Raw genomic sequence first — 14,529 nt, 5'->3', positions numbered from 1 at the left:
TTTTTCTGATGGCAGAGATTCGCCTTATCGCGTCAATTTTTAAAAACGGGAAATCACTTTTGCATTCCAGGAAAACTTGTAAACAAACGTCAGATTTCGTGAATCTGAGTCATTCGATCCATCAAAACGTAACACATCGTTAAAGATCAACTTCACAATCCCGTGGTTTTTCAACATAACCATCTAACCTCGGATTGTTGCTGTGTCTTACTGGTCGCCTGCAGGCCCCTCCGGTGAACGAATTCTCGTCATCGACGACAACGTGGCTGAACTAAAGATCCTGCTGGAATTGCTCAAAAGCAATGGCTATCGTCTTTCGGTCGCCATGGAAGGCATGCAAGGCTACCGCCGCGCCACGACTCAGCAATTTGAATTAATCCTGCTGGACGTAAACATGGGCGACGTAGATGGATTTACCGCCTGCAGGCTACTCAAGGCCGATCCATCCACAGCAAACATTCCTGTAATTTTTGTGACGTCCTGCGCGTCGCCGCTGGAACGTCTCAGAGGTTTGCAACTGGGTGCCGTGGACTACATCCAGAAGCCGTTCGACATCAATGAGGTTCTGGCGCGTGTGGAAATTCATCTGGCTTTGGCGCAGCGCCGAGCAAAACCGCAACAGGATGCTCAAGCTCCGTCACAGTCACCAGTGACAGCTTCCGAGCCGGCGAAGCTCTCGAAGGCACTGAGCAGCGATCGCAACTTGACCCTGCTACGGGCGGCCCAGCAACTGGTGCTGTCCGATCTGTCCAAGGTACCCACCCTGCCCGAACTGGCTGCCCAGCTGGGCACACACGAAAAGCGCTTGACACGGGTGTTCCAGACGCACACGGGCAACACGGTCTACAAGTTCATCCGGGAGGCTCGTCTTCACGAGGCCCAACGCATGCTTGCCAGCTCTGCCATGCATATAGAAGAAGTGGCCGCAGCCATAGGATTTTCCAGTGCGGCCAATTTCTCCTCGGCTTTCCATTCCTACTTCGGCTGCACCCCGTCCGCCTTTCGGCGCTCATGCGCGAGCCCACAGCCATGAGGCAATGTATCCAGCTGCTCTGCAGCCTGTTGCTGTGGTGGGCAACCGGTGCGAATGCCATTGAATTGTCTTCCCCGCAGCGCATTCAGATCAGCGATGTGATTCTGGGCCGCAAAGTCCTCGACAGCACGGTCGAGGTCTGGGAACGAGGCACAGCCAACGAAAACCCGCTTGAAGTGGCCGCAGTTCCTGGCGGCGAGGTCGACGGATTCCGCACCGTCAGCGCCAAGACCCTGGATGGGCGATTCGACATGAAAAATCTGTGGCTCAGGCTGACGCTGCACAACGATCTGGCAAACCCCCAGGCACTGCAACTGGCTCTGGGAGCGAGCTGGCTGCAGCACGTTAGCTTCTACGTCCTGCGCATGCAGGAGGGCCAGGTTCGTGCCAGTCGGACGCTGGCAGGAATCAGCGACCCCAACGAATCGCTGACCCGCGTGCCTCAGATTGCCATCAATCTCGCTCCCGGAGAGACGCTACGCGTGCTGGTCCATGTCAACAGTCATGCGTCCAGCAAGCTCGAAGTCACTCTGCATACCGTGGATCAATGGCACATGATGGAGCGTGACTATGCCTTGTTCAGTGGTCTGCTGATAGGCAGCATTCTGGTTTTCGTGGTGTATTCCGCAGCTTTGTGGAGAATTTTGCGGGCCTCCATGATGGGATGGCAAACCCTGGGCCTGCTGCTGACCGCACTCTACGAGGCGACCTACCGAGGCTACGCACAAGTCATACTTTGGCCCAGTAGCACGCAATGGGGTTACCGCGCACATCACGTTCTGGTGGCGGGAATCGTGCTGAGCATATTGCTCTATCTACGTGCGCGTCTCGAAAAGACTCCAGAGTATCTGCCTTCAGCAGGAGTAGTCATGCTGAAGTTCATTGCCCTGCTGGAAAGCATGGTCCTGGTCGGTGCCCTCTGGGGGCCGTACGACTGGTTCGCACCTGTGGGCATCATCGTCGCGCCCCTGAGCCTGCTCACGATTCTGGCCTGCACCTATATCTACCATCGCAACGGTGGGCCAGGCGGTATGACGGCCTTGCTGCTGGTCTCCGTGTTGGCGTTTTGCGCCTTGCTGCGCGCCGCCGCTCTGCTTGTGCCCAATATCGCGGTGGTGCAGCTTCTCGAGCAATATGCGCTTGTGCTGCCAGCCCTCACGGTAGGCCTTTTCGTGATCACCAGCTGGGCCTATCAGCATTCCCATCAAAGGCATCAGGCACAGCGCACATTGCTGCAATGGCAAAGCCAGCAACAGGAACGCCTGGAACACGAGGTCGACTACAAGACGCGCGCTCTCAAGGAAGCTCTGGAGCAGGCGGAGCAACGCTCGCTGGAACAGAAAGAACTGCTGGCCTATGTCAGCCATGATTTGCGTGCGCCGGTCTCGGCCATCATTGCCTATCTGCAGCTGATGCACCGGTCCCCGAACAAGGTGGACCCGGACAAGCTTGCCGCCATCGAAAGAAGCGCCGCCTACCAATTGGCATTGATAGACGAGCTGGTGGACTATGCCAAGGATGAACTGCAACCTCCTCTGGCATTGAATGAGCAATCAGTGGATCTGAGCGCTTTGCTCAACGATCTGACCAAGTACGCCCAGGCCCTGGCCCATCGCCAGCGCAATGCGTTTTCACTGCAGATACAGAGCCTGCTGCCCGCGCATATCTATCTGGACGGAAAACGGCTGCAACAGGCGGTGCTCAATCTCCTGTCCAATGCCGCCAAATTCACCTTCGACGGAAACATCGACCTCAAGCTGCAGGCCAAATACCTTGGCCGCGACAAATGGCATCTGCGCTTTGAAGTCAGCGACAGCGGCTCCGGCATCGATGAGGAAGTCCTCGCGGGAATCCAGAAATCGCTGGCAGCCAATCGCACCCACAGCAAGCGAGGGCTGGGACTGCTCATAGCACAGCGCATCATCGAGAAAATGACCGGCCATCTATCGATTGACAGCCGTCCTGGACGCGGCACCAATGCAGTCTTCTTTCTAATGGTCAAACAGGTTTCTAATAGCCCCCTCTTCCAAGCCTTGATCTCACTGCCCGCATCCGATAGAGGCCATATGCCCGATCCCATGCAGAAACTGGAGGCTCTCCCCAAGAAACACAAGGACGAATTGGAACGGCTTGCAAGACATGGAAACTGGAGCGATTTGCACTCCTGGATTGATGCCATGGATAACGGAACGGACTATCCGGTGTTGATCAAGGTGGTCAGGCAAGCACTGGATGATCTTGACTTTGAGCAAATTGGGAACATTGCACGCAGTGCACCGTTGCAGTGATTGAATAGTGCTTTCGCACAGGAGCCATTCACACCACAGCCCTTCCAGATCAATATCTTCCTCAAGGAAGAAGGGCAAATTGAAAATCAAGGGGGGATACTTGGACTGCCAAGGCTGCTGTAGACAATTCCAAGCCTCAAGCCGGCGCGCGCTCAAATGCCTTCAAAGAGTCTCGTTGGAGTTGAGCCCAGTGTCTTACGGATCAATGGCTGAAAGCGCTTGGACTGTCATAGCCAAGTTTTGCGGCTATCTCTTTAAAAAGCATTCCTGATGCCCTCCATTCAATGGCGCGATGAAGCATCGCCTGTTTGCGCCAGTCCGGATATGTAAGTCCCGTCGCGCGCTTGAACAAGCGATGCAATGTGCGTTCACTCACTCCTAGTGAATCGGCGCAGCCTTGAGCGGTTGAGTTGTGTCTGGGAGACACGCGAATGTGCTCACAGGCGAGCGCTACGCGCCCATCTGCCGCCGCCGGCAGCAGCAAGGGTTGCGGCACCAGTCTGTGTAGCTCTTCGAGCAGCAGCGCAGCCATATGTCCATCTCTCGAGTTGGGAAAATAGGCGCCAATCGATGGCTGCAGCGCCTTATCCAGCTACCCCAACCGTCCCATCAAGGTGATTGTTCCTTTTACGGCAGGCAGCACGACTGACATCGTAGCCAGAGCCATTACTGAAAAAATAAGCCGAAGCCTTGGACAGGTGTTGGTTATCGACAATCGCGGAGGTGCAAGCGGAACAATAGGAGCGTCCGCCACTGCCTCCGCTGCTCCCGATTGCTACACCATCATGATTCAGTCGTCATCACACACCGTGAACCCATCAACCTTTGCCAAGCTTCCATTTGACACTCCCAAGGATTTCACGGCTGTTGCGCCAATTGCGCCCCTACCAAATGCTCTAGTCATCTCACCCAAGAAAAACATCAAGACTTTGCAAGCCTTGCTGGACAAGGGGCGCCATGAGCCATGGCAAACTGAATTACGCATCCGCCGGTCAGGGCAGCGCAACACATCTGAATGCAGAGAAGTTCAGAATTGCGGCGAAGCTCGATGCATCCAACATTCCGCTCAAGGGCTCAGCAGAGGCCATCAATGAAGTTTTGGCAGGAAGAGCGGACTACTACTTTTCCCCGATTGCACCTGTAATCAGTCAGATCAAGGAAGGCCATTTACTTGCATTTGCAGTTGGCTCGGAAAAAAATCAGCGGAACTTCCCAATATGCCAACGACCACGAAGGCCGCCGTTGCCAATTCAGAAGTCAACTTCTGAATTTGGATGTTCGCTTCATCCAAGGTCCCAAGGAAATAGTTGAACGCCTTAACAAAGAGGTCCTGAGCGCATTATCCGACCCCGAAGTCAAGCAACGATTCGCCAGCCTAGGCGCGGAACCCTGGGCATTGTCTTCATCAGAATTCAATGCTTACATCAATTCTGAAATGAAAAGCAATGCCGCTTTGGTGAAAGCCGCAGGGCTCTTCCCTTCAGGAAGATGAAGAAACTCCTCACCTGCGGCTAGGCAGCCAAAGGATGAAAAGCACGAGGGCTCAACAAAAAACCCCGGCATTGCCGGGGTCGAGCGAGAACGCCGCCGAAGCAGCAGCAGCAGCTATCCGATGATCGCGTCTTACTTGCGTGGCAGAGCGTAGGCGATCACATAATCTCCACGATCGGGAGAATTGCGAGCACCGCCGGCCGATACCAGCACGAACTGTTGGCCGGTCACAGGCGACTGGTAGCTGATGGGCGTACCCTGGCTGCCCACTGGCAGACGGGCTTTCCAGGCTTCCTTGCCGGTACCAGTTTCATAGGCGCGCAGATAGTAGTCCTGGGTAGCGGCGATGAATACCAAGCCACCTTGCGTGACCATGGTGCCACCGATGGTGGGCATGCCGATAGGGATGGGCAGGCCCATCTTGATGCCAAAGGGACCAGTGTCCTTGACCGTACCAACAGGCACCTGCCAGGCAATTTTTTGGGTCTTGAGGTCCACGGCCGTCAACGTGCCGAAGGGCGGCTTCTGGCAGGGGATGTCCAGCGGTGACATGAAACGCACCTTGGCGTTGATGGCGTAAGGCGTACCGTCCAGAGGCACGGGCTTGGTGATGGCCGCAGCTTCGTTACCGTCGGCCTTGACGCCAGCGTCTGCCGGATCGGCCTTGATCAGCTGTACTTCCAGACCCACGCGCATGTCGTTGATGAACAGGTAGTTGTTCGTGGGGTCGACCGAGATGCCCCCCCAGTTCATGCCACCCAGCGAGCCGGGCAGGTTCAACGAAGGATCGGTGCCCGGAGGCGTGAACAGTCCGGTGTAGCGCTTGGACTTGAACTTCACGCGGCACAGCAGTTGGTCGAAGGGCGTAGCACCCCACATATCCGACTCCTTCATGTCGGCGGCACCGATGTTGGGCATGCCGACCGAGAAGGGCTGGGTGGGAGAATAAGTCTCGCCTTCGATGTTGCCGGCCGGCACGGCACGCTCCTCGACCTTGGTCAGGGGCTTGCCGGTGGCGCGATCCAGAACAAAGATCTGGCCTGCCTTGGTGCCGAACACCATGGCGGGCGTGGTCTTGCCGCCAACGCCTGGGAAGTCCACGAAGGACGGCTGCATGGGCACGTCAAAGTCCCACAGATCGTCGTGCACGGTCTGGTAGACCCACTTTTCCTTGCCGGTGCTGGCGTCCACGGCCAGCATGGAGGCACCGTACTTGCGGTCCAGGGCCGTGTGCTTCACACCCCAGAGATCCACGGCCGCGCTGCCCACGGGCATGAACACGGTGTTGGACTGAGGGTCGTAGGACATGGGAGCCCAGACGTTGGGTGTGGAGCGGGCGTAGGTCTTGCCTTCGGCCGGGGCGCTCTGGTCCTCGGGGTTGCCGGGATCGAAAGCCCAGCGCAGCGCACCGGTGACCACGTCAAAGCCGCGCACCACGCCGCCAGGCATGTCGGTGCTCACGTTGTCGGCCACACGGCCGCCAATCACGATGGTCGTGCCGGCCAGCGTGGGGGCGGAGGTGGGGTAGTACTGGCCCTTGTCGGCGCCCTTGCCCATGCCTGCGCGCAGGTCCACGCGGCCATGATTGCCGAAGTCTTCGCAGAAGGCGCCAGTGTCGGCGTCCAGGGCGATCAGTTCGGGAGCCACGCTGTTCATCAGAATGCGGCGCTGGCAGGCAGCACCGGCTGGTACGGAAACCGCCTTGACCGGAGTAGCGCCGGCCACGCTGGGCTGAGCCAGGGGCTGGGCGGCGTCAAAGTAGGCCAGGCCTCGGCAGCGCATCCACTTCTTCTGCTTGGCATTGATCTCGGTCTTCCAGAGCTCCTTGCCGGTTGTCGCATCCAGAGCGATCACATTGTTGTGAGGCGTGCAGACAAAGACCTGGTTACCAACCTGCAGGGGCGTCAGTTGATCCTCTGCGCCGCCACCGCCAGGGCTCACGGGAACATCACCGGTCTGATAGGTCCATGCCAGCTGCAGGTCCTTGACATTGCTGCGCGTGATCTGATCCAGCGCCGCAAACCGCGTGGCACCGGGCGTGCTGCCATAGTGGGCCCAGTCGATGGGCGCCTGGCCGGCAGGCACAGGCTGCAGCACGGTGTCATCAGTCTTGGCTGCGACCGAGGCGTGAGGCAGGAACATGCCACCCACAGTGGCCAGGCAGGCCAGCGTCAAAACGCCGGCCACTGCGAGCGATGCTCCTCGCTGAGGCGGCTGCGCGTTGGTGCGGCGCAGCACGGGGAAGGCCAGTGCCACCAGGATACCAAGGCCGGCCAGCAACAACACGCGCGAGACCAGGGGCCAGAAATCCAGGCCGGCATCGATCAGAGCCCAGATCACGGTAGCCACAAAGGTGGCTCCGTAGATCATGGCGCCGCTGGAACGCAAACGCGCCAACTGGACACCAGAAGCCACCAGGGCCAGGCCGCTCAGCAAAAAGTACCAGCTACCCTTCAGGGTAACGAGCTGGTAGCCATAGAACGCGAAGAACAGACCTGCTGCCAAGAGGCACAGACCTAGAACGAGCAAACACACCTTGGCAGCCAAGGAGGGTTGCGTTTGTTGTTTTTCCATTTTTACATCCGATTGGGTGTGCGAGGCGCCGCATTGCTGCCGGGTGAGCAGCGGGCTGGTCTCGGCGTTTGGCCGCTCGCACAAGCTTTGAGAGCTCGGAATTGATATGCATCAAGATCCGAGGGCGGATTATTGCGCCCTGGTGAAAACAATTATTGATAAAGTGAAATTTACGTGATAAGGAATACCACGTAGAAATACTGCAACAGCAAGAACAGGTCCCGATACCCATGGGCACTCAAGCCATCATCAACACCGGGCCGCAAGCCCTTGTCATCGAACTGCAGGCATCTGAGACTTGCTCACATAGGGCTTGCCAGATTGCCTGGTGACGACCATCCGCCTTGTGGCTGAGGCCAACTGCTGCTCCCCCTGCAGCAGCCGGAAAAATGCCATGCGTATTCAGCGAGTCAGTCTCAGCATTTCAGAGATCAAATCGGATTTGCCTTCAAATCCAATACCGGGGAGCTCGGGGAGCGTCACATAGCCGTTCTCAACTTTCACGCCATCCGGAAAGCCTCCATAGGGCTGAAACAGGTCCGGATAGCTCTCGTTGCCGCCTAGCCCCAGACCCGCAGCGATGGCGAGCGACATCTGATGCCCTCCATGTGGAATGCAGCGGCTCGGAGACCAGCCGTTTTCCTTGAGCATGTCCAAAGTGCGCAGATACTCCACGAGGCCGTAGCTGAGGGCGCAGTCAAACTGCAGGAAATCGCGCTCGGGGTTCATGCCGCCGTGGCGGATCAGGTTGCGTGCATCCTGCATCGAGAACAAGTTCTCCCCCGTAGCCATTGGCCCTTTGTATACCTCGCCCAACCTGGCCTGCAACTCGTAGTCGAGAGGGTCGCCGGCCTCCTCATACCAGAACAGCGGATACTGGGACAGTGCTCTGCCATAGTCGATTGCAGTGTTCAAGTCGAAGCGGCCATTTGCGTCCACTGCCAATTGCTGCCCTGGGCCCAGGATATTCAGCACCGACTCGATGCGTTCGCAGTCCTCGGCAATGCTGGCACCGCCAATTTTCATCTTGACGACCGAGTATCCGCGGTCAAGGTAGCTTTCCATTTCTTGCCTGAGCTTGTCCAAGCCCTTGCCGGGGTAGTAGTAGCCGCCAGCAGCGTATACGAAAACACGCGGGTTGGCGGCGGCGTTTCCATAGCGCTGCGCGAGCAGCTGAAACAGTGGTTTGCCTTCGATCTTTGCGACTGCATCCCAGACAGCCATATCGATGGTTCCGACAGCAACCGATCGCTCTCCATGGCCACCGGGCTTCTCGTTGGTCATCATGCAAGCCCAGATCTTGTGGGGATCCAGGTTTTCTCCAGAGTCGTCAATCAGACTGGCCGGATTCGCTTCGAGAACACGGGGGATGAACCTATCGCGCATCAGCGCGCCCTGACCATAGCGACCATTGGAGTTGAAGCCATAGCCGATAACGGGTTTGCCATCGCGGATCACGTCCGTGACCACGGCCACCAGGCTCAGGGTCATCTTGGAGAAGTCGATGTAGGCGTTACGGATATCGGATTTGATGGGGCGCGTGGATTCGATGATGTTGACGATTTTCATGATGGCTTTTCTAAGTGGACTTTGACGTCATTGCGACAGGGACGAGCCGCCGCAAATGTTGAAGTTCTGGCCTGTGATTGCCGCAGCTGCAGGGGATAGCAGATAGGCGACCATGGAAGCGATTTCCTGCGGCTCTACCAGGCGGCCGATGGGTGGAAGACGTGGAGCGCTTCCTGCTCGGGCCGGGTCCTTGAGCATGGGCGTGGCCGTTGCGCCAGGAGAGACGACGTTGACCGTGACGCCCTTGGGCGCAACCTCCACTGCCCAGCTGCGAGCCAACGCAATGACGGCAGCTTTGGTGGCTGCATACTGGCCACGCCCGGGCAGGCCTTGAGCAACTCTGCTGCCGATAAAGACCACGCGACCAAACCCGCGCTCCACCATTGCAGGAACCAACAGGTCGGCCAATTGGGATGCCGCCCCCACATGGATCTGCCACATCAATTCACCGGCTTCAGCATCCAGCTTGCCAAGTGGCGCAACCCGAAGCACCCCTGCGGCATGCACCAAGGCATCCACATCCCTCAGAATCGACGCAATGGAGCGGGTCTGGACCTGATCGCTCAGATCCAGTCGGTGATGAGCGAACGAGTTGTGCGTGATCGTGGGCGGGGAAAGGTCAAGCCCGGTAACACGCCAACCTGCGCCTAGCAAGGCTTCGCAGATGGCTTTTCCGATACCGCCGCTGCTCCCCGTGACAACGGCATGTCTTTGCTGGAAGCTATTCGACACGGATCTTCCCCTCAGAAACGATCTTCTGTGACCGTTCCATGTCCAGCTTCTGAAATTTGATGAAATCTTCAGCCGTACCGGCGGTGGTCAGAATGCCTTGTTCTTTGAGCTTTTCCTTCATGTCGCCGGCTAGCGCCCGATTGACCTCGACATTGAGCTTCTTGGTGATTTCGGCTGGCAGCTTTGCAGGACCCCATAGTCCATACCAGCTGTAGAACTCGTAGCCTGGAATGGTCTCACTCACCGTGGGTACATCGGGCAGGCTGGCTGCACGCTCCGCCGACGTAACGGCCACAACGCGCAGCATGCCGCTCTTGTGGTACTGCAGCGAGCCCAGAATGGGGTCGATGAATCCGTCTATCTGGCCGCCGATCAGATCCTGAAATGCAGGGGCCGTGCCCTTGTAGGGCACGATCATGTAATCCAGCTTGCCTGCACGTTTGAGCAGCTCTGTAGATAGGTGTCCCGCCGAGCCGATCGAGCCTACGGCAAACGTCATCTTCCCAGGATGCTCCTTGGCGTAAGTGATCAATGACTTGATGTCCGTGATGGGCAACCTCTTGTTGACTGCAACCGACAAGGGCGCTTTGGCGACCAGCGCCACCGGCGTAAAGTCCCTGTCCACCGAATAGGGAACAGACTTCATCGTCATGGGGGCTGTGGTGAAGGTCGAGGCATTGAATAACAGGGTGTAGCCATCAGCCGGTGCCTTTGCCACGACATCACCTCCTATCACCCCATTGCCGCCAGGACGGTTTTCGATGATGAATGGCTGTCCCATCTGCTCGCTGAGCTTCTGTGCCAGTTGCCGACCCACGGTATCCAGAGTGCCACCCGGTGGAAACGGGATCACGACCTTGACAGCCTTGGAAGGGTAGCTTTGTGCCGAAGCGACGCCAGCCATTGCCATGAATATGGCGCCCATGGCGAGCTCAGTGAAAATTCTGCGTTGCATGTTCTTTGTCTCCTGTCGTTCTTAGGAAAGTCCATGGCCGTGGCCGCATGACGGTCCACGGCAGCGAAATCGCTATCAGCGCTTGAGCAGTCCTGCCTGCGCTACGGCTGCACGCAATGCAGCGGTCTCCTTTTCGTTGGGCGCTTCAGTGGGCGGGCGTACGATGGCGTCATCAATCACGCCGGCCAGATACATACCCTCCTTCATACGGGCATGTGCCTCGCCGGTCGGCTCGCCACCGCCGTACACGGCGTCCTTGAGGGGGGTGATGATTGCCTGCACTTCCATGGCCTTTTTCAGGTCACCTGCTTTGACGGCATTCCACAGATCAATGATGAGCTGAGGAATGAAGGTAGCGAATCCGACCAACGCACCATCTACGCCTTGAACCATGGAGGCGAGCAGATATTCGTCGTGGCAGGTCAGGATGGCCTTGCTCGAATCCGCATCCCGGATGGCCTGAATGTCGCGTGCATATTTGTTCATGTCTCGCTGACCGACCTTGAACGCCTGCACGTACGGCAACCGGGCCAAAGTGGCGAGAAGCTGCGAAGAGTAGGAGGCTCTTGTCCAGGCAGGGTAGACATGGCAGACCAGATCCAGGTCGGGAGCCGCCTTGTGAATGGCTTCGAAATACTGGAGTGCATGTTCCGGGATGAATCCGAAGCGCAGCCAGTGATGAGGTGGCATCACATCCAGAGCCACGGCTCCCGCCTCCCGGGCCGCCCTTGCATGTTCGGCGGCTTCCTCGAGGCCTTCGCACACAATGGACGAAATGACAGGCAGGCGACCTTTAAGCTCGTCGGCAACAATGCGAGTCACCTCTGCGCGTCCCGAGGGCGTCAGGGCAAACACTTCCCCTGTGTGTCCATTGGTCATGATTGCGACCACTCCATCATGGCCAGCAAGCCAGGATGCAAGCTTTCGCAGAGCCGCCTCATCGATCTTGTGATCCGAAGTGAAGGGGCAAGAGATGGCGGGGATGATCCCTTTGTAGTTGGCTATCGATGGCATGTATAGTCTCCAGGCGTCGGCCTTGTTGATCTGAGACGCCATCATTTCTGAGAGTGCCAATCAGCACCAATACTAGAAATGCATACAACTATCTATTTCTTAGAACCCAACGAGTGCAGAGCATGGGACCAGGCAATCGCAACCTCGATCTAGAGTGGTTGGAAGACTTCATCGCACTTGCCGAAAGCGGCAATTTTTCACGCGCGGCAGAAGTTCGGGCGATCGCCCAACCGGCCTTCAGTCGCCATATTCGGGGACTCGAAGAATGGGTGGGAGTGGATCTTTTTGATCGAAGCGCACATCCAGCGGCGCTGACCGCCGCAGGCCAAAGGTTTCTGCCTTTGCTCGAAGGGGTGCTTGCAGACCTTGAGGCGGCCCGGATCAAGGCCCGTGCAGCACATGACCAAGAGGAATCCACGTTGAGGTTTGCCGCAACGCATGTGCTGTCACTGACTTTTTTCCCTCAGTGGCTGGCGGGCATTGAGTCACGGCTGCACATCGGCTCCTTGCAGACGATGTCTGACAGTTCTCGCAGCTGCGAATTCCTGATGTTTCAGAGGAAGGTTCAGTTTGTGCTGTGCCATGGGCACAAGAGCACACCTGGCAGGCTTGATGAGCAAGACTACCCCATGCTCCTTCTGGGCCGAGACTTGCTGGTACCAGTGTGCGTGCCACACCCCGACGGCACGATGGGCAAGGCTTTGCATGCAATCGGCAACGCACCGCCGCTTCCCATGCTGGCATACAGCGAGGACTCTGGTCTGGGGCGGATCATGAGATCGCTGCTACGGCCCAATACGCCGAAGAGCGGCAGAAACACCTCCGAAGCGGATCTTCAGGAGGTATTCACTGCGCATCACGCCGTGCTTCTGAAAACCATGGCCTTGGAAGGGCGCGGAATTGCCTGGCTTCCCCAGTCTTTGATCAAGGCCGAGTTGGCGAATGGATCACTGGTGCGGGCAGGGCCGGAGACATGGAGCATCCCTGTCGAGATACGCATGTACAGGCAACGCTCAGAGATGTCGGAAAAGGCTGAGGCCTTGTGGGAGCTAGCCAGGATGCAAGTGATTGAGTGACTGCAACGATTCATGGTCACTGCCAGTGAAGCGGCTCGGTGGTATGGATTAACTAGATTTACGCCTCACAAGCACGGCGTCGGAATCCACCAGCTGAAACAGAGACGGAGTGGACGGCACATGGATGGTGACCAGTTGCTGGTAGTTAGAAGGTTTCCACTGTAATCACAGGCTCAATGATGATTTGAGAACCTCCGATACATAATCGGAAATACAAGCTGCATTGGCTGCCTACAAGTGACCAGCTTAAGCGCCTCAGTGGCAAGCGAGCGCTCTTGTCTGGTCACGAACTGACTGTCCGTGGCAGGCTCGTATGTCGACTGATCAACGCTGCTATCTCGCCTTGTGGGCTCGACTTGGCAAAACGCAGAACTGAAGCACTGGCGAACTGAAGGCCATCCACTTCAAAAAAGCTCCGTCAGAGTGATTTTCAGTGACACGCTGATCTACGACACCAGAACCACACTACCGCTGCCCGAAAATTCGCATGGATGCCACCTCGCTGTTACGACTTTATTGACCGAGAGCCTCAACTGTTCCGGGCAAATAAAGTCGCAAACACAACCAAATTTCAACAAAAACAAGTACTTGCAACCCCCCCATATCCTGGATGTTTTGCCAATTTGAGGGCATCCCGTCAGGCGCTTGATGGCGGCGTCAAACATTCAGACAGTTGACCCGATGGAGCATCGGACAGGATCAAGTCCAAATTCAAGATACCGGCGTTGAAATTCATCCCAAAGTTAACCCTAAAAACAATCCGAGCCTGCTGGTTTCGGAGTCAGAATGAATGCTGAACTCCCAACTGGACCCCAGATTTACGTCGGATGTCGCCATTACTCCGAGCATGATCGGCCTCCGCATATAGACGTGTACGTTTGGAAAGGCTGTAGCGCGCAGCCACTAATCCCTTCCGTTCACGCTGCACTCCGCTATCGAGAGCGCTCCTTGTGTGCCAGAAGGCAGCCGTCAACTCGATCTCGGACGTGAACTGGTAGAAGCCACCCAAACCCTGCGTGGTAATGCGCCGGGCACCGCTATAAGGCTCATTCGTCGTTCGATAGTAGGTGGTCTGAAGGGTGAGTTTGCCAATCTCGTAATAGGCGCCGAGGTTGGCCGTGGACCAGTTTTTATCCTTGACGCTGCCGTAACCTGCTGCCACGCCGAAAGGATGGCCGTTGTACAGCAAGCTGACGGCCTGCCGGTTGCCCTTGGAGCCGTGCTGCTCACCTGGTGCGAACGTGGCGCGGGCAATGTAGTCGCCAACGCGGCCCGTGTAGGCGATGGCGTTGTCCCAGGCAAAGTCCAGTTGGTGGACCACGGTGGGCGACCAACTGGAGACATAGGTAGGGTCACTGTGCCAGGAGCCGGTGTAGTACAGCGCGTTGTACTGACGGCCCAGTGTGATCTCGCCATATGAGCTTGCTAGGCCCACCATTGCAGTACGGCCAAAGGCCTTGCCGCCGCGCAAAGTACCAGCGTCGATGTTCAAGCCACCTTCCAGGTTCATGATGGCCTTTAGGCCGCCGCCCAGGTCCTCGGAGCCGAGAAAGCCCCAGCGGCTTCCGCCCCAACCGGCATCGGCGCCATCGACCACGGAGGTGACGTTACCCTTATTGCTGTGTTCGTAGCGCGCGCTGGCGTCAATGAGGCCATAGAGCGTGACCGAACTCTGCGCTTGTGCCGTACTCGCGTACAAGGCAGCAGCAGCGATGGCCACGCAGAAGGCTAGCGGGTGATTAGGTGGTTTCATGGTCATTGCTCCTTTCTTCTTTTTTCTGTGTGTTGCATCTGTGC

The 14,529-nt window shown here is 57.3% G+C and carries 10 protein-coding genes and 1 pseudogene; 4 read left to right on the top strand and 7 right to left on the bottom strand.

The window, feature by feature from the left end; genetic code table 11:
* Positions 1–202: 202 nt before the first annotated feature.
* A complete protein-coding gene (locus DJFAAGMI_RS01975; RefSeq protein WP_211455747.1) occupies positions 203–1,033 on the top strand; it encodes a response regulator transcription factor in 831 nt (276 codons plus the stop codon).
* On the top strand, positions 1,030–3,321 hold the full coding sequence (locus tag DJFAAGMI_RS01970; protein ID WP_211455746.1) for a sensor histidine kinase: 2,292 nt from the start codon (positions 1,030–1,032) through the stop codon (positions 3,319–3,321). Before DJFAAGMI_RS01975 ends, DJFAAGMI_RS01970 begins: the two co-directional genes overlap by 4 nt.
* Before the next feature lie 202 nt (positions 3,322–3,523).
* Here the strand turns inward: DJFAAGMI_RS01970 and DJFAAGMI_RS01965 are convergent, their stop codons facing one another.
* The gene (locus DJFAAGMI_RS01965) at positions 3,524–3,853 is read right to left on the bottom strand and encodes a helix-turn-helix domain-containing protein (protein ID WP_211455745.1); all 330 of its coding nucleotides are present in this window, start codon (positions 3,851–3,853) and stop codon (positions 3,524–3,526) included.
* Positions 3,854–3,887: 34 nt separating this feature from the next.
* On the opposite strand from DJFAAGMI_RS01965, the pseudogene DJFAAGMI_RS01960 reads away from it, so the two are divergent.
* Positions 3,888–4,813: pseudogene (locus DJFAAGMI_RS01960) on the top strand (tripartite tricarboxylate transporter substrate-binding protein).
* 131 nt (positions 4,814–4,944) lie between these two features.
* On the opposite strand, the gene DJFAAGMI_RS01955 reads toward DJFAAGMI_RS01960, so the two are convergent.
* The 5 genes from DJFAAGMI_RS01955 to DJFAAGMI_RS01935 all read right to left on the bottom strand — a co-directional run bounded on the left by DJFAAGMI_RS01955 (position 4,945) and on the right by DJFAAGMI_RS01935 (position 11,656).
* Positions 4,945–7,386, bottom strand: a complete 2,442-nt coding sequence (locus tag DJFAAGMI_RS01955; protein ID WP_211455744.1) for a membrane-bound PQQ-dependent dehydrogenase, glucose/quinate/shikimate family — start codon at positions 7,384–7,386, stop codon at positions 4,945–4,947.
* A gap of 402 nt (positions 7,387–7,788) precedes the next feature.
* Entirely contained in the window at positions 7,789–8,955 is a 1,167-nt protein-coding gene (locus tag DJFAAGMI_RS01950) for a mandelate racemase/muconate lactonizing enzyme family protein (protein WP_211455743.1), read from the bottom strand.
* A 27-nt stretch (positions 8,956–8,982) separates the two neighbouring features.
* A complete protein-coding gene (locus DJFAAGMI_RS01945; protein WP_211455742.1) occupies positions 8,983–9,687 on the bottom strand; it encodes an SDR family NAD(P)-dependent oxidoreductase in 705 nt (234 codons plus the stop codon).
* A complete protein-coding gene (locus tag DJFAAGMI_RS01940; protein ID WP_211455741.1) occupies positions 9,677–10,642 on the bottom strand; it encodes a Bug family tripartite tricarboxylate transporter substrate binding protein in 966 nt (321 codons plus the stop codon). Before DJFAAGMI_RS01940 ends, DJFAAGMI_RS01945 begins: the two co-directional genes overlap by 11 nt.
* A 75-nt stretch (positions 10,643–10,717) precedes the next feature.
* A complete protein-coding gene (locus tag DJFAAGMI_RS01935; protein ID WP_211455740.1) occupies positions 10,718–11,656 on the bottom strand; it encodes a dihydrodipicolinate synthase family protein in 939 nt (312 codons plus the stop codon).
* A gap of 122 nt (positions 11,657–11,778) precedes the next feature.
* Here DJFAAGMI_RS01935 and DJFAAGMI_RS01930 point away from each other — a divergent pair, with 122 nt between their 5' ends.
* Positions 11,779–12,732 (top strand): LysR family transcriptional regulator, encoded by a 954-nt coding sequence (locus DJFAAGMI_RS01930; protein WP_211455739.1) that lies wholly within the window; start codon positions 11,779–11,781, stop codon positions 12,730–12,732.
* A gap of 781 nt (positions 12,733–13,513) precedes the next feature.
* Here the strand turns inward: DJFAAGMI_RS01930 and DJFAAGMI_RS01925 are convergent.
* Positions 13,514–14,491 carry a porin gene (locus DJFAAGMI_RS01925; RefSeq protein WP_211455738.1) on the bottom strand — a complete coding sequence of 326 codons (978 nt, stop codon included), beginning with the start codon at positions 14,489–14,491 and terminating at the stop codon, positions 13,514–13,516.
* Positions 14,492–14,529: the final 38 nt, after the last annotated feature.

Source organism: Comamonas brasiliensis, assembly GCF_018292285.1.
Classification (GTDB): Bacteria; Pseudomonadota; Gammaproteobacteria; order Burkholderiales; family Burkholderiaceae_C; genus Comamonas; species Comamonas brasiliensis.
This window is presented reverse-complemented; position numbering and strand designations above follow the sequence as displayed.